The sequence below is a fragment of the Erwinia sp. 009765445 genome (assembly GCF_058137865.1).
In genome coordinates, this window is the sequence record NZ_JBYUWC010000003.1 from 177142 (window position 1) to 196750 (window position 19609).

General features: G+C 54.3%; 17 protein-coding genes. 8 read left to right on the plus strand and 9 right to left on the minus strand.

All coding sequences use genetic code 11. The features are described 5' to 3' along the window. Positions 1-9: 9 nt before the first annotated feature. A complete protein-coding gene (gene rluA / locus AC3Y5R_RS04260; protein ID WP_489920292.1) occupies positions 10-663 on the plus strand; it encodes a bifunctional tRNA pseudouridine(32) synthase/23S rRNA pseudouridine(746) synthase RluA in 654 nt (217 codons plus the stop codon). 12 nt (positions 664-675) lie between these two features. On the opposite strand, the gene AC3Y5R_RS04265 is transcribed toward rluA, so the two are convergent. The 5 genes from AC3Y5R_RS04265 to djlA form a co-directional block, all read right to left on the minus strand. Then, a complete protein-coding gene (locus tag AC3Y5R_RS04265) occupies positions 676-1584 on the minus strand; it encodes a glycyl-radical enzyme activating protein (RefSeq protein WP_489920293.1) in 909 nt (302 codons plus the stop codon). A 7-nt stretch (positions 1585-1591) separates the two neighbouring features. Continuing rightward, complete coding sequence (cutC, locus tag AC3Y5R_RS04270) at positions 1592-3982, minus strand: choline trimethylamine-lyase (RefSeq protein ID WP_489920294.1); 2391 nt, start codon at positions 3980-3982, stop codon at positions 1592-1594. Further along, positions 3979-4308: a DMT family transporter gene (locus AC3Y5R_RS04275; RefSeq protein WP_489920295.1), complete on the minus strand. Its 330-nt coding sequence runs from the start codon at positions 4306-4308 to the stop codon at positions 3979-3981. Before AC3Y5R_RS04275 ends, cutC begins: the two co-directional genes overlap by 4 nt. Further along, positions 4305-4673, minus strand: coding sequence for a DMT family transporter (locus AC3Y5R_RS04280; RefSeq protein ID WP_489920296.1), 369 nt, complete (start codon positions 4671-4673; stop codon positions 4305-4307). Before AC3Y5R_RS04280 ends, AC3Y5R_RS04275 begins: the two co-directional genes overlap by 4 nt. Before the next feature lie 262 nt (positions 4674-4935). Then, positions 4936-5763 (minus strand): co-chaperone DjlA, encoded by an 828-nt coding sequence (gene djlA, locus AC3Y5R_RS04285; RefSeq protein WP_489920297.1) that lies wholly within the window; start codon positions 5761-5763, stop codon positions 4936-4938. 192 nt (positions 5764-5955) lie between these two features. Between djlA and lptD the strand changes: the two genes are divergently transcribed. From lptD to apaH, 6 genes are read left to right on the plus strand one after another with little or no spacing between them, the layout of a single operon-like run. Further along, positions 5956-8358, plus strand: coding sequence for an LPS assembly protein LptD (gene lptD, locus AC3Y5R_RS04290; RefSeq protein WP_489920298.1), 2403 nt, complete (start codon positions 5956-5958; stop codon positions 8356-8358). A gap of 54 nt (positions 8359-8412) precedes the next feature. Then, on the plus strand, positions 8413-9708 hold the full coding sequence (surA, locus tag AC3Y5R_RS04295) for a peptidylprolyl isomerase SurA (RefSeq protein ID WP_158781869.1): 1296 nt from the start codon (positions 8413-8415) through the stop codon (positions 9706-9708). After that, positions 9698-10690: a 4-hydroxythreonine-4-phosphate dehydrogenase PdxA gene (gene pdxA, locus AC3Y5R_RS04300; protein WP_489920299.1), complete on the plus strand. Its 993-nt coding sequence runs from the start codon at positions 9698-9700 to the stop codon at positions 10688-10690. Before surA ends, pdxA begins: the two co-directional genes overlap by 11 nt. Beyond that, positions 10683-11504 (plus strand): 16S rRNA (adenine(1518)-N(6)/adenine(1519)-N(6))-dimethyltransferase RsmA, encoded by an 822-nt coding sequence (rsmA, locus tag AC3Y5R_RS04305; protein ID WP_489920300.1) that lies wholly within the window; start codon positions 10683-10685, stop codon positions 11502-11504. Before pdxA ends, rsmA begins: the two co-directional genes overlap by 8 nt. Before the next feature lie 3 nt (positions 11505-11507). Continuing rightward, positions 11508-11885 (plus strand): Co2+/Mg2+ efflux protein ApaG, encoded by a 378-nt coding sequence (gene apaG / locus AC3Y5R_RS04310; protein ID WP_489920301.1) that lies wholly within the window; start codon positions 11508-11510, stop codon positions 11883-11885. 54 nt (positions 11886-11939) lie between these two features. Further along, a complete protein-coding gene (gene apaH / locus AC3Y5R_RS04315) occupies positions 11940-12770 on the plus strand; it encodes a bis(5'-nucleosyl)-tetraphosphatase (symmetrical) ApaH (protein ID WP_489920302.1) in 831 nt (276 codons plus the stop codon). Positions 12771-12829: 59 nt separating this feature from the next. On the opposite strand, the gene folA is transcribed toward apaH, so the two are convergent. After that, positions 12830-13315, minus strand: a complete 486-nt coding sequence (gene folA / locus AC3Y5R_RS04320; RefSeq protein WP_158781874.1) for a type 3 dihydrofolate reductase — start codon at positions 13313-13315, stop codon at positions 12830-12832. Positions 13316-13505: 190 nt separating this feature from the next. Between folA and AC3Y5R_RS04325 the strand changes: the two genes are divergently transcribed. Then, entirely contained in the window at positions 13506-14120 is a 615-nt protein-coding gene (locus AC3Y5R_RS04325; protein ID WP_158781875.1) for a LysE family transporter, read from the plus strand. Positions 14121-14268: 148 nt separating this feature from the next. Here the strand turns inward: AC3Y5R_RS04325 and AC3Y5R_RS04330 are convergent, their stop codons facing one another. The 3 genes from AC3Y5R_RS04330 to carA form a co-directional block, all read right to left on the minus strand. Then, a complete protein-coding gene (locus tag AC3Y5R_RS04330) occupies positions 14269-15009 on the minus strand; it encodes an acid phosphatase (RefSeq protein ID WP_489920303.1) in 741 nt (246 codons plus the stop codon). Positions 15010-15196: 187 nt separating this feature from the next. Beyond that, positions 15197-18421 (minus strand): carbamoyl-phosphate synthase large subunit, encoded by a 3225-nt coding sequence (gene carB, locus AC3Y5R_RS04335; RefSeq protein WP_489920304.1) that lies wholly within the window; start codon positions 18419-18421, stop codon positions 15197-15199. Between the two features lie 14 nt (positions 18422-18435). Beyond that, positions 18436-19584 (minus strand): glutamine-hydrolyzing carbamoyl-phosphate synthase small subunit, encoded by a 1149-nt coding sequence (gene carA, locus AC3Y5R_RS04340; RefSeq protein WP_489920305.1) that lies wholly within the window; start codon positions 19582-19584, stop codon positions 18436-18438. Positions 19585-19609: the final 25 nt, after the last annotated feature.

Below are 19609 nucleotides of genomic sequence, written 5' to 3' on the forward strand. Positions count from 1 at the left end.
GGCAGGAAGATGGAACCCTATAACCCCCCGCAGGATCCCTGGCTACATATTCTGTATCAGGATGAACATATTATCGTGGTCAACAAGCCCAGCGGGCTGCTGTCCGTGCCAGGCCGTCTTGAGGATCACAAAGACAGCATCATGACACGCATCCAGCGCGACTTTCCTGCGGCGGAATCTGTACACCGGCTGGATATGGCAACCAGTGGCGTCATTGCGGTGGCACTGACCAAAGCGGCCGAGCGTGAGCTTAAACGGCAGTTCCGTGAACGCGAACCCAAAAAAACTTACGTGGCGCGCGTGTGGGGACACCCTGAGAAAGATAAAGGGATGATTGATTTACCGCTGATTTGCGACTGGCCGAACCGGCCAAAGCAAAAGGTGTGTTTTGAGACGGGCAAAGCCGCGCAGACTGAGTATGAAGTGCTGGAGTATGAAGCCGGCAACAGCGCCCGGGTGCTGCTGAAGCCGATTACCGGCCGTTCCCATCAGCTCAGAGTCCATCTGCTGGCGCTGGGCCACCCGATTCTGGGCGACAACTTCTATGCCCATGACCGCGCCCGTGCAATGGCCTCGCGCCTGCAACTCCATGCCGAAATGCTGACCATCACCCATCCGCAGTACCAGACGCCAATGACCTTCCGGCAGCCTGCGGATTTTTAGACCCGGGCTCCGTCAGCCAATGCAGTGAGACAAGGTGTTGGCCGTTAAACCGTAGTGATGCGCGGCACTGACCATCCTCTCCATTTGTGGCTTACCATGATCGGGGTGCATCTCTTCAAAACGGCAGCTCTTACCTGATAGGTAATATTTGCGATTTCCAAAGTTATGATAAGGCAGCAGATCGATCCCCTGGAAGCTGCGCTGCCCATTCACCATCGTCGCAATCAGCGCCATCATCTTGTGAGCTTGTTCCTCACCGTCATTCACTTCCGGGATAACCGGGATACGGATGCGCAGCGGTATGCCCTGCTGTAACAACTTCTTCAGATTATTCAGGATGCTGCGATTACTTACGCCGGTATAGCGTTGGTGCAGCGTTTCATCGGCCAGTTTAATATCATACAGAATCAGCTGGCTGGCTTCGCACGCCTGCCACACAGCAGACCAGGGCGCAAAACCGGACGTCTCCACAGCCGTGTGGATACCTTCCTGCCTCGCCCGCAGCAGCAGCGCCCGTGAAAACTCAGGCTGCATCGCCATTTCGCCGCCGCTGAGCGTCATACCGCCACCGGAAGTACGATAGTAAAGCTCATCGGCAGTCACCGCATGCATCACTTCCTCAACACTAAGCTTGCTGCCAATGTTACGTATTGCCGCAGCAGGACAGGCCCCATCGACAGGCCAGCCTGCGCAGAGGCTCCTGTCAGGCTGGGTGGTTTGTTTGCCCGGACAAGCCTGCCAGCACTGCACTTTTTCACAGCGTGAGCTGTCGAATAAGACCTCGGGATGCACCGCCAGGCTCTCTGGATTCGCACACCATGCGCAGGCCATCTGACACCCCTTCAGAAAGACCACGGTGCGAACACCGGGGCCATCATGCAGGGAAAAACGCTGAATATTAAACACCGTACCTTTGGTCATAGCAGCCTCAGAAATGGCCAAGCTGGGTGCGGCTGATAATTTCATCCTGAACCTCGCGGCTGAGTTCGACGAAGAAAGCGCTGTAACCTGCCACCCTGATCATCAGATTGCGAAACTGCTCCGGGTTTTCCTGGGCCTTGCGCAGTGTCTCATTGTCCACATAGCTGAACTGCATCTGGGCGTTGCCCAACATGCTGGCACTGCGCAGCAGGGTAATTAACCCTTGCTCACCTTCCATCGTATCCAGAATGCCATGCAGTAACTTGAAGTTATGCACCATGCCGATTTCCATCTCTTCAACATTGATGCGGCCAACGGAATTCACGATGGCTGTCGGACCGGCGAAGTCCGTTTGCTGAGAAGGACTGATGCCATCCGCCAGCGGCATTCCAGCCAGACGTCCGCTGGGAAGTGCGCCTGTCGCCATGCCGCAAGGCGTATTGTTAGAAATTGACAATGTGCCGTGGGTAAACGGCCCATAGAGCATTTGATACTGCCGGTGTTCATTTTCAATGAAACGGATCAGATCGCGGGCAATCAGATCAACCTCTTCAATATCATTACCGAATTTTGCCACGTTCTTACAGGCTAAATGCAGCGCCTCATGTCCCTCAAAATTATCGTTCAGTGCCTGTACCATTTCCTCCGGAGTGACCTGCTGCTGGCGGTAGACCAGCTCGCGCATCGCCATCATCGCATTGGCATAATCCGCCATGCCGGTCCAGATCAGGCCAGGGCCATTATTCACCATCGCTCCGCCGTGCATCACATCTTTGCCCTGTTCCACGCAGCCTTCCACCAGGCAGGAGATGAAGGGTTTTGGTGCCAGACGTTTGTGCAGCTTCTGCACTATCAGCGTCGCCCGGGCTGCCTGATGCACAACATGACTGAGCTGCTGTTTCACTGCGGATTCAAAAGCGTCATAAGTGGTCAGCGTATGCGGCTCACCGCTCTGCGGCCCAACCTGAGAACCACTGGCGGTCCTGCCGTTATTCAGGGCAAGTTCAATCGCACAGGTGAAGGTGGTATATCCAACGGAGGTCCACTGATAGATGCGGCCGGAACGCTGTGGCTCCACACAGCCCATCAGGCAATAATCGCGGGCATCTTCGTAATCGAATCCTTTACGCAACATCATTTTGATATGGGCATCATCGAAATGGCAGGCCGGGAAACCAATCCCCGCGCGGATCACTTCAACAATTTTACGCATAAAAGGCTGTGGTGACTGATTATGAATACGCACCGCCAGGCTGGGCTGATAGATTTTCAGCTTGCGTGAGCAGTCCATAATCAGCAGCGAAAGAGGATTGGTTGCATCGCCACCCTCACGTTTTTGCCCACCAACCACCAGGTTGACAAAAGGCTGATAGCCCGCAAAATACATCGCCGAAGAAGCACTGCAGATCCACAGGCATTCGGACATTTTGATCATCCAACAGCACAACAGCTCTTCTGCCTGCTCCAGAGTCAGGCGACCCGCAGCCAGATCCGCTTCCAGTAAAGGCCACAAGTATTGATCCACGCGGCCAAGCGAGATGCCGGTTTGATTCTCTTCAAGAATAAACAGTGACTGGGCAAACCAGATAGCCTGCAGAGCTTCGTGAAAGTTTGCCGGCGGATGTTCAGGCACGCGACGGCAGATAGCCGATAGTGCTTCCAGTTCAGCTTTGCGCTGTGCAGATGAGGTCTGCTGTGCCAGCTGCTGCGCATAGTCTGCGTAGCGGTGCGCATAGTCAGTGACGCCCTGACAGGTTTCAATAATGGCTTCGTAAAAGTACTGTTTTTCCTGATCCTCAGGACAGGTTGATGACAGGTGGTTCAGCGCCTCACGCGCCTCCTCCCGTACGCCACCCAACCCTTTTTTCAGCAAAATAATGTCGTACCCCGGACAGGTATCGCCGCCGCCATTTTGGGTTTTGATGCTTAAATCGCAAATTCCGTCATCGGTGCTCCACTCCCACAGCCCGGCATGACGAAGCTGGGTTTCGGCCATCTCATCCAGAGAACGCCCCTGCCAGAAGGGAAAAATGTCTTCACGCAGTTCACGTTTAACGTCTTCACTGATTACGTAAGGATCCTGAGCCCGCGTGGACATGCTGTCCAGCTCATCGGCTACCCAGCGCCAGGCAATTTCCGGCGAGACTTCTCCCCCACGGGCAGCTCCGGCAGGATGACTGATGATCAGTTCACCATCCTCAATTACCAGCGGTGCAATCTGACAGGCACGACGGAACGCCATAGCCCGCAACAACAAAGTCGGCATTCCAGGATAATTGCGGTAAATCTCGGTCACTGCACGGGCACGTGAGGCGGAAATAAAAGGTTTGGCCTGTAAATAACGTTCACGCAGGCTCGAAATCCTTGGCAGAAGAGAAGCATCTGAAATTGTAGTCATTTATATAATCCCATAATCACACAGCCAGCGACGATTAAAGCGATGCCGAGCATGCCGTATTTATCCATCTTCTGACGAAAGATCATTAACCCGACCAGGCTAATGAGCACAATCCCCAGTCCACACCATAATGCGTATGTCAGGCCAATGGATAACACCACCATCGCTTTTGAAAGTGAAAGGAAACAGAAGAAGTACAGGACTATTACGCCAAGCGTCATCCCCACGCGACGGAAATCATTTGTTTTTGGCAGTAAGCTGGTAGCCACGACTTCTAATACAATCGCCAAAAATAACCAAAGGAAACCCGCTAATGTAATGCTCATGATTTATTCTCCTGCGCAGAAGGGATGTCTTCCTCACTTTTTGCGAGCAAATTAATCACTAACACGCCCGAAATAATCAGCATCATGCCGCAAATACCTGCCAGGCTCAGCGCGGCACCAAACAGAAAGCGGTTAATCAGTGAAGTGGCGACAATGCCTGCGCCTGACCATAATGCATAAGCAAGGCCAATCGGAATTTTTTTCAGGGACCGTGTCAGCAGGTAATAAGAGCAGATATAGGCAGTCAGCGCTCCGACGGCAGGCAGTAAGTTTGTCATACCGCTGGATAACCCCAGCAGCGTAGTCCCGGTTATTTCCGTTATGACGGCAAACGCCAGGAACCAGGAGTATCTATCATTAGCCATATTTCCCCCAGGCAATTTAAAACATTGCATTAACATTCAACGAGAAACTATAAATATTATGCGTTATTTATTTCCCGATTAACTTTATCAGTAAGGCTGTCAATCCTTTTTAAACCAGTCAAAATTCGACGGTTGAAGATAAAGAATTTATGACTTCAGACAATAAAAATAAAAAAAGCCGCCAATAAAATATGACGGCCGTTTGATTATTGACATAAATATAAAGAGAAGGGAGAGGCTCTTCCTTCTCAGTAATCGAATGCTATTTAAACCCTTTTTCGCGCTTTATCAGGTCATAAGCGGCCTGAATTTCCTGCGCCTTCTGCTTGGCCATCTCCATCATCTGCGGTGGTAATCCTTTCGCCACCAGCTTGTCCGGATGATGTTCACTCATCAGCTTGCGGTAGGCACGTTTAATGGTGGCACCATCGTCACTGCTTTTCACGCCCAGCACGCTGCAGGCATCTTCCAGAGTCGGCCCACGCTGCCCGGGATTGAAGCCTCCCTGCGAGCCGCTACCGCCCCAGGACTGCCCACCGCCGCCAAACTGCTGGCCGCCTTCCATCATCCGCAGGAACTGATCAAACTGAGTGCGCGAAATCCCTAACTCTTCGGCAATCACGTACAGCACCTGCCTCTCGTTTGGATGCAGCGAGCCGTCGGCAAACGCGGCCTGGATCTGAATTTCCAGAAACATCCTAATCAGATCAAAGCGACCAAAGCAGGCGCTGCGTAATTCCCGCAATTTATTGCGCAGCGGATAGTCCCCCTCTTTCCCTTCACGAAACGCGCGCTGGGCTGAGGTTCTGGCTTCACCGTGCAGCTGCATGCGATCCATCAGCAGGGAAGCCATCTGTATATCCGCATCGGTCACCCGCCCTTTCGATTTGGTCAGATGGCCCATAACCTGAAAAGTGGTGCGGAAAAACAGCGTTTGTCTGGTTTGTTGATTGGTGAAATAGCCCTGTCCCTGGACCGCCCGCGCCTTATCAATCAGGTGGCCAATCAGCAGGCCAAACGCTAACCCCCAAAAGCCGGTGCCGCTTAACAAACCCAGCACAAGCCCAATTACTTTTCCCCAATAGCGCATATACTCCTCAATTCGCCATGCTGAAGGCTAAAAATTGCATTATCATACCTGTCATTTATCTCAGAGCCTAACGGCAACGCGGTCAAACCATCAGGCGTTACCCAACCATTTTCACATCTTCAATTTGAAAGATGAAGGGTATAACACTAGCGCAACGCAGTTGAGTACGTTAGTCTCTGACCGTTTGTCGGCATGATGCCAGCTATCACGGAATTTTCGATACCGCGTATGAAAAAACGATTACCTACTTTGCTGGCCACGCTTATCGGTACAGCGCTATACAGCCAGCAGGGTCTGGCCGACGACCTCGCATCGCAGTGTATGCTGGGTGTCCCAAGCTATAACCGTCCTCTGGTGCAGGGAAAAAATACTAACCAGCTGCCGGTAACGATCAACGCGGATAACGCTAAAGGCAATTATCCTGACAACGCCGTATTCACGGGCAAGGTTGACATAGAACAGGGCAACAGCCGCCTGCAGTCCGATGAAGTGCAACTGCACCAGAAGCTGCAGCCGGGCGAAACCACGCCGGTACGCACCGTCGACGCGCTGGGTAATGTGCACTATGACGACAATCAGGTCATCCTGAAAGGTCCGAAAGGCTGGTCCAACCTCAACACCAAAGACACCAACGTCTGGGATGGCAATTACCAAATGGTTGGCCGTCAGGGCCGTGGTACTGGCGATCAGATGAAGCTACGCGGGCAAAACCGCTACACCATTCTGGAAAACGGTACCTTTACCTCCTGTCTGCCTGGCGATAACAGCTGGAGCGTGGCGGGGACAGAGGTGATTGAAGACCGCGAAGAGCAGGTGGCCGAAATCTGGAACGCCCGCTTTAAAATTGGCGCAGTACCGGTGCTGTACAGCCCGTATCTGCAACTGCCCATTGGCGACCGTCGCCGCTCCGGTTTTCTGATCCCAAATGCCAAATATGGCAGTTCCAACGGGTTTGAGTTCATACTGCCCTATTACTGGAACATTGCGCCTCAGGCCGATGCCACCATCACGCCGCATTACATGAGTAATCGTGGCCTGCAGCTGCAGAACGAATTCCGCTATCTGACCAAAGCCGGTGCCGGCCTGATGGAGTTTGATTATCTGCCATCAGATGACCAGTACACCAAAGATGCCGCCGCCCGTGGTCTCACTAACGACAAAGATTCTGACCGCTGGATGTTCTTCTGGCGGCACTCCGGCGTCTACGATCAACACTGGCGTTTCAACGTCGACTACACCAAGGTCAGTGATGTTTATTACTTCACCGACCTGGATTCGCCGTATGCCAACTCCACCGATGGCTATGTGACGCAGAAATTCAGCGTGGGCTATGCCGAGAAAAACTGGGATGCAACGTTATCAACCAAGCAGTTCCAGATTTTCTCCACTCAGTCCAGTAACGATGTTTATCGCGCTGAGCCGCAGTTCGACTTCAACTACTACAAGAACGATGTCGGTCCTTTCGATACCCATCTGTACGCTCAGGCGGTGAAATTCACCAACGTTAACGAAGAGTATCCGGATGCCACCCGTCTGCACCTGGAACCGACGATTAACCTGCCGCTGGCTAACCGTTGGGGCAGCCTGAATACCGAAGCGAAATTGCTGGCCACTCATTACCAGCAGGATGATATCGACTACTGGAACGAGAACGTGGACACCAGCAAAGTTAACCAGCTGAAAAGCAGCGTTAACCGCGTCATGCCGCAGTTCAAGGTCGACGGCAAGATGGTCTTCGACCGCGATATGGACTGGTCACCGGGCTACACGCAGACGCTGGAACCACGTTTACAGTACCTCTATATCCCTTATCGCGACCAGAGTGATATCCGCGCTTACGACTCCACTCTGCTGCAAAGTGACTTTACCGGCCTGTTCCGCGATCGCACTTACAGTGGTCTGGATCGTATCGCTTCCGCCAACCAGATCACCAGCGGCGTGACCACGCGAATATTTGATAACGATCTGGTTGAACGTTTTAATGCTTCTGTGGGTCAAATCTACTCGTTTACTCCATCCCGTACCGGACTGGAGACCGCAGACACCGACGATCGCGGCAGCATTGAGTGGGCAGGTGACACTTACTGGAAGATTAGCGATCGCTGGAATGCCCGCGGTGGTGTGCAGTACGACACGAGCCTGAACGAAGTGTCGCAAGGAAGTGCGGTACTGGAATATCGTCGTGATGCAGACCGTATGGTGCAGCTGAACTACCGCTACACCAGCCCGGAATACATTCAGCAGACGCTGAGCCAGATTACCAACCCTGGCTACCAACAGGGGATCTCGCAGGTGGGTGCAACAGCCAGCTGGCCGATTGCCGATTCCTGGTCAGTGGTGGGCGCGTGGTATTACGATACCAAAGCGAAACAACCAGCCGATCAGTTGCTTGGCCTGCAGTACAGTTCCTGCTGTTATGCGATCCGTCTGGGATACGAACGTAAAATCACCAGTTGGGATACCCTTAACAGCAAAAGTAATTACGACAACAAAATCTCATTCAACATTGAGCTTCGGGGCCTGAGTCCGTCTTACAGCCTGGGCACCGGTGAAATGCTGCGTCAGGGCATCCTGCCTTATCAGCGCTCCTTCTGATGTTGTGATAAATAGTATGCAAACCCGCAGTGCGGATAGAAGAATGGAAAAAGTATGAAGAACTGGAGAATGCTGATCCTTGGTGCAGCGCTGACAGCCAGCACCGCGTTTGCAGCCCCGCAGGTAGTTGATAAAGTCGCCGCTGTGGTCAACAACGGCGTGGTATTAGAGAGTGACGTCGACGGCATGGTGCAGTCGGTGAAAAGTCAGGCTCAGGAAGCTGGCCAGCAGCTTCCTGATGATAAAACCCTGCGCCACCAGGTGGTTGAACGTCTGGTGATGGATAACATTCTGCTGCAGATGGCCAGGCAGGGCGGCATCCAGATTCAGGATGCTCAGGTCGACCAGGCGATTGCTAATATCGCCCAACAAAACAAATTGACCGTAGATCAGCTGCGTAGCCGCCTGGCTTACGACGGCATGAACTATGCTACCTATCGCGAGCAGATCCGCAAAGAGATGACGATTGCCGAAGTGCGTAACAACGAAGTGCGCCGCCGCATCACCATTCTGCCGCAGGAAGTGGATTCACTGGCGAAGCAGGTCTCTTCACAGAACAATGCTTCTACCGAACTGAACCTCAGCCACATTCTGCTGCCCCTGCCGGAAAACCCGACTCAGCAGCAGGTCGACGATCAGGAAAAACTGGCTAACCAGCTGGTCAGCGAAGCGAAAAGCGGCGGTGATTTCGGCAAACTGGCGATCACTTACTCCGCCGATCCGCAGGCGCTGAAGGGTGGCAACATGGGTTGGGGCCGTATACAGGAGCTGCCTTCCCTGTTCGCTCAGGCGCTGGTGACCGCTAAAAAAGGCGATATCATTGGCCCAATCCGTTCCGGCGTTGGCTTCCATATTCTGAAAGTTAACGATGTACGTGGTGACAACCAGAGCATTTCGGTGACTGAAGTTCATGCCCGTCACATTCTGCTGAAGCCATCGCCGGTAATGACCGACGATCAGGCGCGTCAGAAACTGGCTCAGGTTGCGGCTGATATCAACAGTGGCAAAACCACCTTTGCTCAGGCGGCGAAAGAACTCTCTCAGGATCCTGGCTCTGCGAACCAGGGCGGCGATCTGGGCTGGAGCTCTCCGGAAGTCTTTGACCCGGCCTTCCGCGATGCACTGCTGAAGCTGAAAAAAGGCCAGATGAGCAGCCCGGTTCACTCTTCCTTTGGCTGGCATCTGATTCAGCTGATGGATACCCGTCAGGTTGATAAAACAGATGCGGCGCAGAAAGAACGCGCTTACCGCCTGCTGTTCAATCGTAAGTTTGCTGAAGAAGCGCAGACCTGGATGCAGGAACAGCGTGCCTCGGCCTACGTGAAAATTCTGGATGTCAATGCTCAGTAATCTGCGCGTGGTAATCACTCCCGGCGAACCTGCCGGGATTGGTCCTGATGTCACCCTGCAACTGGCCCAGCACGACTGGCCAGTTGAACTGGTGATCTGTGCCGATCCAGCTTTGCTGCGCGAACGTGCGGCAAAGCTGGGTTTACCCCTGACGCTACGGGAATATCAGCCCGGCGTTGCCGCCCAGCCTCAGGCGGCCGGTACGCTGACGGTGCTGCCCGTAGCCACCCCGCAGCCGGTCAAAGCCGGTGAACTGTGCGTGGCGAACAGCCATTATGTGCTGGAAACGCTGGCAAGAGCCTGTGACGGTTGCCTGAACGGCGAATTTGCCGCGCTGATCACCGGCCCGGTGCATAAAGGCGTGATCAACGATGCCGGTATCCCGTTCAGCGGCCATACGGAATTCTTTGCCGATCGCGCAAGTTGTTCGCGCGTGGTGATGATGCTCGCGACAGAGGAGCTGCGTGTTGCGCTGGCAACCACGCATTTGCCGCTGAAGGATGTTTCAGCCAGCATCACCCGCGAAAGCCTGCACGAATTGATCGGCATCCTGCATGCCGACCTGAAAAGCAAATTTGGCCTCGCAACACCGCATATTTTTGTCTGCGGCCTGAATCCCCATGCGGGAGAAGGCGGCCATATGGGCCGGGAAGAGATCGATGTGATCATTCCTGCGCTGGATGAACTGCGCCAGCAAGGGATGCAGCTGACCGGTCCTCTTCCTGCGGACACGCTTTTCCAGCCAAAATATTTGCAGCATGCCGATGCGGTTCTGGCGATGTATCACGACCAGGGCCTGCCGGTGCTAAAATATCAGGGATTCGGTCGCGCGGTGAATATCACCCTCGGCCTGCCCTTTATCCGCACCTCCGTTGACCATGGCACCGCCTTAGAGCTGGCTGGCCTGGGCCACGCTGATGCGGGGAGCTTTGTTACGGCGCTTAACCTCGCCATCACCATGATCAAGAGCAGTAATGAATAATCGCGTCCATCAGGGCCACTTTGCCCGCAAACGTTTCGGACAGAACTTCCTTAACGACCAGTACATTATCGACAGCATCGTCTCCGCTATTCATCCGCAGTCCGGCGAGGCGGTCGTTGAGATCGGTCCCGGTCTGGGGGCGTTAACCGAACCGGTTGGCGAGCGTCTGGACGCCATGACGGTCATCGAACTTGACCGCGATCTGGCGGCCCGTTTGCAGACCCACCCTTTTCTGGGGCCGAAGCTGACCATTTTCCAGCAGGATGCCATGACCTTTGACTTCGCGGAATTAGCCCGAGAGAAAGGCCAGTCCTTGCGCGTATTTGGAAACCTGCCTTACAACATCTCTACCCCGTTGATGTTCCACCTTTTCAGCTATACTGATGCGATCCGCGATATGCACTTCATGTTGCAGAAAGAGGTGGTTAACCGTCTGGTTGCCGGGCCAGGCAGCAAAGCCTATGGCCGCCTGACGGTAATGGCACAGTACTACTGTCAGGTGATCCCGGTCCTGGAAGTACCGCCTGAATCCTTTACCCCGGCGCCAAAAGTGGACTCCGCCGTGGTGCGTCTGGTACCTCATGCCAACATTCCTCATTTGGTACAGGACATTCGCACCCTGAGCAGGATCACTACTGAAGCTTTTGGTAAGCGTCGCAAAACGCTGCGCAACAGCCTCGGCCACCTGTTCTCGCTGGAGGCCCTGCAGGAGATGAATATCGATCCGACTTTGCGGGCAGAAAACATCTCCGTGGCACAATACTGCCAGCTGGCTAACTGGCTGACTGCGCATCCACAGCCGCAGGAGAACTAACGTATGATTGATACGCCCCGTGTTTGTGTACAGGTGCAGAGTGCCTGGATTCCGTCACAGTCTGTTCCGGATGAAGACCGCTACGTTTTTGCATACACCATCACAATCCGCAATCTGGGGCGTACCGCCGTGCAGCTGCTGGGCCGTTACTGGCTGATCACTAACGGCAACGGCCGTGAAACAGAAGTGCAGGGAGAAGGTGTGGTCGGCGAACAGCCCCTCATCCAGCCCGGCGGCGAATTTCAGTACACCAGCGGCGCGGTGATCGAGACGCCGATGGGCACCATGCAGGGTCATTACGAAATGATCGACAGCGAGGGGAAAACCTTCCAGGTTGAGATCCCGGTGTTCAGGCTGGCTATCGCCAGCCATATCCACTAATTATCTCCAGCGGCTGGCCCTTTGCGGCCTTGCAGCTCAGCTCCGGACAGATTGATGAGTACTTATCTGATTGGCGACATTCATGGTTGCTACGATGAACTGCAGTCCCTGCTGAAGCAGGTTGATTTCGATCCTGAGCAGGATACGCTGTGGCTGACTGGCGACCTGGTCGCACGCGGCCCCGGCTCACTGGAAGTCCTGCGTTTTGTTCGCTCACTCGGCGAGGCGGTGAAGATCGTTCTGGGTAATCACGATCTGCATCTGCTGGCCGTCTTTGCGGGGATCAGCCGTAATAAACCGAAAGATCGCCTGACCACGCTGCTTGAAGCTGAAGATGCTGACGAGCTGATTAACTGGCTCCGTCGCCAGCCTTTGCTGCAGGTTGATGAAGAGAAAAAGCTGGTGATGGCCCATGCCGGGATCACGCCACAGTGGGATCTGAAAACGGCACAGGCCTGCGCCCGTGAAGTAGAAGCCGTGCTGTCCAGCGATACTTATCCTCTGTTTCTGGATGCCATGTACGGCGATATGCCCAGCAACTGGACTCCTGAACTCAGCGGCCTGGCTCGCCTACGCTTCAGTACCAATGCACTAACCAGAATGCGCTACTGCTTCCCCAACGGTCAGTTGGATATGATCTGTAAAGATACGCCGGAGTCTGCGCCACCGCCGTTAAAGCCGTGGTTCACCATTCCCGGACCGGTTTCCCGTGAATACACTATTGTATTCGGGCACTGGGCCTCGCTGGAAGGCAAAGGGACGCCGGAAGGCATTCTCGGGCTGGATACGGGGTGCTGCTGGGGAGGGTCGATGACTATGCTGCGCTGGGAAGATAAAGCGTGGTTTGTTCAGCCCTCTAACCGGGAACGGTCAGTCAAAGAGTAATAAGTGGGCAAGATAACGAACGGCACCTCAAGAGGTCAGACAGTTGAGGTACCGTTTTTTTATGCCTCGCGGCGGTCCAGGATTTCCCAGAAGCAGCTGTGGCTGTTCTTTTCATCCGCATCGCGGAATTCACTGAAGGTTGACTGCCACTCGTCAGGTTCGTAATCGGGGAAGGTCGTATCCCCTTCCACTTCCACATCAATGTGGGTCAGATACAGCCGGTCAGCACGCGGCAACAGCTGTTCATAGATGCGTCCACCGCCAATCACCATGATCTCTTCAACCTCTCCCGCAGCGCGCAGAGCATCATCAATCGAGGTCACCCAGGTCACCCCTTCAGCTTCGCCTTTCTGGCTGCTGATCACGATATTCAGACGGCCCGGTAACGGGCGACCGATCGATTCAAAAGTGCGGCGGCCCATCACGACTGGCTTGTTCAGCGTCTGGCGTTTAAACCAGGCAAGGTCGGCTGGCAGGTGCCACGGCATGGCATTTTCCATCCCAATAACGCGGTCGGCGGCCATCGCCGCAATAAGGCTTATCATCTGAAATACTCAACAGGTGTAAAATTGGCGCCATCATACGGAAAGGTGAAAGTTTCGTCGATAGCAAAGCTCCGGGAAATGCGTAAAGGTTCTTAACGCTCGTGTTTACATGTCTTTTGTCTGCACTTCACGCTAAAATAAACACAGCTTCCTGCTAAACTTCCCTATTTTAGTTGATACAGAAAATACCATGTTAGAAACCAGTTTATTCGTCGCTACCATCGCGGCCCTGGGGATGCTTTCGCCCGGACCCGACTTCTTTCTGATCATCAAAAACGCCGCTCGCTATCGCCGGAGCGCGGCCCTGATGACGGCACTTGGCGTGAACTGCGCCGTGGCTACCCATATGGCATATTGCGTGGCGGGCCTCGCGGTGGTGATCACCACCACGCCGTGGCTGTTTATGCTACTGAAATATGCCGGTGCGGCCTATCTGATCTATGTTGGCGTGCAGGCGCTACTGTCACGCGGTAACAGTAAAATGAATCTCAGCGCTGTTGAGCCAGAATCCACCTCACTGAAGAAGGCTTTCATGCAGGGATACCTGTGTAACTTGCTGAACCCGAAAGCAACGCTGTTTTTCCTGGCGATGTTTACCCAGGTGCTGAACGTCAACTCTGGTCTGGGAGAAAAAATCTGGTATGCCGGAATTATTCTTGGCCTCTCATCCCTGTGGTGGCCGATGCTGGTGTTCCTGATCCAGAGCGCCCCGGTGCGTCGCGGCCTGGCGAAAGCCCAGAAGCTGATCGACAAACTGCTCGGCGGCGTGCTGATTGCACTGGGGATCAAAGTCGCCCTCTCCTGATCCTCATGTCGCCCCTGACACAAAACCCGGGGCGGCCAGTTTGCTGGAAAACTTTATTGCAGGAAGGGAGCCATGAAAAAATGCAATATCTTCAATGAACTGATGAAAGGAAAAATCAGGCGGCCAGAAAGCCGCCTTTATCAATACGTTATGACGAGGTGGCAGGCAGCTTTTTAAACTCCTCTTTGGCTTTCTGCAGCTGCTGAGTAAAACCTTCATCGGCATGCAAGCGGGCCACAATAGCACCGCCTACAATCCGTGCCGCCGTGACATCACTCTGCCAGTGATAACCGCAGATCACCCTGCTCTGCCCCAGATCGTAACCCCGTTTGAGGATCGTATCCTGTCTGGCCGGGTTGATCTCCGCCAGCACCAGCGCGGTTGCCCAACCTATCGTGGTATGCCCGGAAGGATATGAGCCATTTTTGGAGAGGGTAGCCTCCTCATCAGAGCGGCAGGTAGGTTCATTGTAATAAGCGAAGGGCCGGATACGCATATAGTGCTGCTTTGCACTTCGGGTCGCCAGATCGCCTGCATCCTCACGCATTTTTTTTACCAGGCGATAAATTTCCGGCGTTTTTTCTTTGGTGATGGCATGCCCGAAAGCTTCTGAGAAAGCTTCTGCAACGCCGTCGCCTGCCACGTGCGCATCTTTCCACGCTTGCTTACCGCGCGGCGTATCCCGCATTAATTTAGCCGCGTCATATTGAGCTTTGTCATTGAGAAAATCGATGCTGTCGCCCGCCGGTGGGGGTGGAAGTAAGGCGAGACTGTCGAATGACTGGGATTCTTTCAGGAAGAAGACATCAGGATTGGTGGTGACATCAGGTGTGGCAAAAGCAGGCCAGACAGCCGCACAGGTCAGCGTGGCCAGTAAGATTTTTTTCATTATTCGTTCCTTATCATTATAAACAGTGCGCAAATCAGTCCGCGCTCAGCAGGTAAACTCTGTTACCAGGCTGAATGGTAAGGGATTGTTTCCATACACTCTGCCGTTAAGGTCACATATCTTTCAGCCGGATGGCCGCCGCGCCAAAAAAATCCCCGCCGGAGCGGGGATAATTTTTCAGGCTGACTTAGCCGTTAATCTGCGCATGCATTTCCTGCACCGAGATCACTTTCTCGGTTGGGTCAGCATTGAGCGACATCGCGGTAGCAAAACCGCCGTTAAGAGTGGTGTCATAGTGCACTTTGTACTGTAGCGCACTGCGGCGAATCAGTTTGGAGTCCTCAATCGCCTGACGACCTGCCGTGGTGTTAACAATATAGGCATACTCTCCGTTTTTCAGACGGTCCTGAATGTGCGGACGACCTTCATGCACCTTGTTCACCAGGCGAGGATTGATTCCCGCCTCACCCAGCACCACAGCGGTACCGTGAGTGGCATCCAGCTCAAAGCCCAGTTTCTGCAGCTTGGCTGCCAGATCCACAATGCGCTTCTTATCACCTTCACGCACTGACAGCAGCGCACGACCTGTTTTCTTCATGTTGCTCTGCGCGCCCAGCATCGCTTTAGCAAAGGCTTCTGCGAAGGTGCGGCCCACGCCCATCACTTCACCGGTAGAACGCATTTCCGGACCCAGGATGGGGTCAACGCCCTGGAACTTGTTAAACGGCAGAACGACCTCTTTCACCGAGTAATATGGCGGGATGACTTCTTCAGTCACCCCCTGTTCGGCCAGTGTTTTACCAGCCATCACGCGGGCAGCCACTTTAGCCAGCGGTACACCGGTCGCCTTGGAAACAAACGGGACGGTACGGGCAGCACGTGGGTTCACCTCAATCAGGTAAACTTCGTTATCCTTCACCGCAAACTGCACGTTCATCAGGCCGCGTACGCAGAGTTCGAAAGCCAGCTTCTCAACCTGCTGACGCATCACGTTCTGGATCTCTTTGCTCAGCGTGTAAGCTGGCAGAGAACAAGCGGAGTCACCGGAGTGAACGCCAGCCTGCTCGATGTGTTCCATGATGCCGCCAATCAGCACGCGCTCGCCGTCGCAGATTGCATCAACGTCCACTTCCACCGCGTCATCCAGGAAGCGATCCAGCAGCACCGGAGCATCGTTTGAAACGGAAACCGCAGTCTGGAAGTAACGCTTCAGGTCGATTTCATCGTAAACGATTTCCATCGCGCGGCCGCCCAGGACGTAAGACGGGCGCACCACCAGCGGATAACCGATTTTGGTTGCACGCTCAACGGCCTGATCCAGCGCGGTCACGGTGGCGTTTTCTGGCTGCTTCAGGCCCAGGCGGTCCACCGCCTGCTGGAAGCGTTCACGATCTTCCGCACGATCAATCGCATCCGGGCTGGTGCCGATAACCGGCACGCCGGCGGCTTCCAGTTCGCGGGCCAGTTTCAGCGGAGTTTGTCCGCCGTACTGAACGATCACGCCTTTAGGCTTCTCAATACGGACGATTTCCAGCACGTCTTCCAGCGTGACCGGCTCGAAGTACAGGCGGTCGGAAGTGTCATAATCAGTAGAAACCGTCTCAGGGTTACAGTTGACCATGATGGTCTCGTAACCGTCTTCGCGCAGCGCCAGAGCGGCGTGCACACAGCAGTAGTCAAATTCGATACCCTGGCCGATACGATTCGGGCCACCGCCCAGTACCATAATTTTTTCACGGTCGCTGTTCGGATTCGCTTCGCACTCTTCTTCATAGGTTGAGTACATATATGCCGTATCGGTGGAAAATTCAGCCGCACAGGTATCTACACGTTTGTAAACCGGATGCAGATTGTACTGATCACGTAGCTTACGCACTTCAGATTCGGCAACACCCGCCAGCACAGCCAGGCGCGCATCGGCGAAGCCCTTACGCTTCAGGGTACGCAGGAAGTCAGCCGTCAGGCCGTTGATACCTTCGCGGGCCACCTGCTCTTCCAGACGAACCAGCTCTTCAATCTGCACCAGGAACCAGAGGTCGATGTTAGTCAGGTTGAAGACGCCATCTACCGACATCCCTGCACGGAAGGCATCGGCTACGTACCAGATACGGTCTGAACCGGCATCTTTCAGTTCACGGCGGATGGTGGTCAGCGCTTCCGCATCGTTCAGGTCCACTTTCGGGTCAAACCCGTGAGCACCCACTTCCAGGCCGCGCAGCGCTTTCTGCATTGATTCCTGCAGGGTACGGCCAATAGCCATCACTTCACCGACAGATTTCATCTGGGTGGTCAGGCGGTCGTTAGCACCGGAAAATTTCTCGAAGTTGAAGCGAGGGATTTTCGTCACAACGTAGTCGATGGAAGGCTCGAATGACGCTGGAGTGCGGCCGCCGGTGATGTCGTTCATCAGTTCATCCAGCGTGTAGCCTACCGCCAGCTTGGCAGCGATTTTGGCAATCGGGAAACCGGTCGCTTTCGATGCCAGAGCGGAAGAGCGGGAAACACGTGGGTTCATCTCGATGATGATCAGACGGCCGTTTGCCGGGTTAACAGAGAACTGCACGTTAGACCCGCCGGTTTCCACGCCGATTTCACGCAGCACCGCCATCGAAGCGTTACGCATCACCTGATATTCTTTATCGGTCAGGGTCTGGGCTGGCGCTACGGTGATCGAGTCACCGGTGTGGATACCCATGGCGTCGAAGTTTTCGATTGAGCAGACAATGATGCAGTTGTCGTTTTTGTCACGCACCACTTCCATCTCATACTCTTTCCAGCCGATCAGAGATTCATCAATCAGCAGCTCGTTGGTTGGCGACAGGTCCAGCCCGCGCTCACAAATCTCTTCAAACTCTTCGCGGTTGTAAGCAATACCGCCGCCGGTGCCGCCCATGGTAAAGGAAGGACGGATAATGCATGGGAAGCCAACATCAGCTGCAACCGCCAGCGCTTCTTCCATATTGTGTGCGATACCAGAACGCGCGGTTTCCAGACCGATTTTCTTCATTGCCACGTCGAAACGGCGGCGATCTTCAGCCTTATCAATTGCGTCTGCGGTGGCACCGATCATGGTAACGCCGAACTCGGATAGCACGCCCTGACGTTCCAGTTCCAGCGCACAGTTCAGTGCAGTCTGGCCGCCCATGGTTGGCAGTACGGCATCCGGACGCTCTTTCTCAATGATTTTGCGCACCACTTCCCAGTGAATCGGTTCGATGTAGGTGGCATCGGCCATTTCCGGGTCGGTCATGATGGTGGCCGGGTTGGAGTTCACCAGGATAACGCGGTAACCCTCTTCGCGCAGCGCCTTACAGGCCTGGGCACCAGAGTAATCGAATTCGCAGGCCTGACCGATCACAATCGGGCCAGCACCAAGGATCAGGATACTTTTTATGTCGGTACGTTTTGGCATTTTCTCGCTCCTGATTATTTTGCGGTAGAACGGTAAGCTTCAATCAGTTCGATAAAGTGATCGAACAGCGGTGCGGCATCGTGCGGGCCTGGGCTGGCTTCAGGGTGTCCCTGGAAGCTGAACGCGGCCTTGTCGGTACGATGGATACCCTGCACCGTGTGGTCAAACAGCGAGCTGTGTGTCACCCGCAGATTCGCCGGTAAGTTGCTGTCATCGACGGCGAAACCATGGTTCTGTGCAGTGATCATCACGGTATTATTATCCAGATCTTTCACCGGGTGGTTACCGCCGTGATGGCCCAGTTTCATCTTGACGGTTTTCGCTCCGCTGGCCAGGGCAAGCAGCTGGTGACCCAGACAGATGCCGAAAACCGGCACATCAGTTTCCAGGAAGCGTTTTATAGCCGCGATAGCGTAGTCGCAAGGCTCCGGGTCACCCGGTCCGTTTGACAGGAAAATCCCGTCCGGATTCAGCTTCAGCACATCTTCCGCTGGCGTCTGCGCCGGAACGATGGTCAGGCGACAGCCGCGATCCACCAGCATACGCAGGATATTCCGCTTCACGCCGTAATCGTAAGCCACCACGTGGAAAGGCAGTTCGGCTTCGGTTTTCGGTGCGGGCAGGCCGCCATCCAGCGTCCAGCTCCCCTGCAGCCAGCTGTAAGTTTCCTCAGTGGTCACTTCTTTTGCCAGGTCCATGCCTTTCAGGCCAGGGAACGCCTGTGCTCTCTGCAGTGCCAGTGTGGCATCGGGTGCGTCACCGGAGATGATGCAGCCGTTCTGTGCCCCTTTTTCTCGCAGCAGACGAGTCAGCTTACGTGTATCGATATCGGCAATAGCGACAATATTGTGGCGCTTCAGGTAAGCCGAAAGCCCTTCTTCATTACGGAAGTTACTGGCAATCAGCGGCAGGTCGCGGATAACCAGACCCTGTGCGTGTACCTGAGAGGATTCTTCGTCAGCGGAGTTGGTGCCGACATTGCCGATATGGGGATAAGTAAGAGTAACGATCTGGCGGGAATAGGAAGGATCAGTGAGGATTTCTTGATAACCGGTCATCGAAGTGTTGAAAACAACTTCACCCACTGCCGATCCTGTTGCCCCGATGGCCCGACCGTGGAATTGGGTTCCGTCTTCCAGAACCAATAGCGCTGACTTAATCAAAACATCCTCCTGAGAATAAACAGTC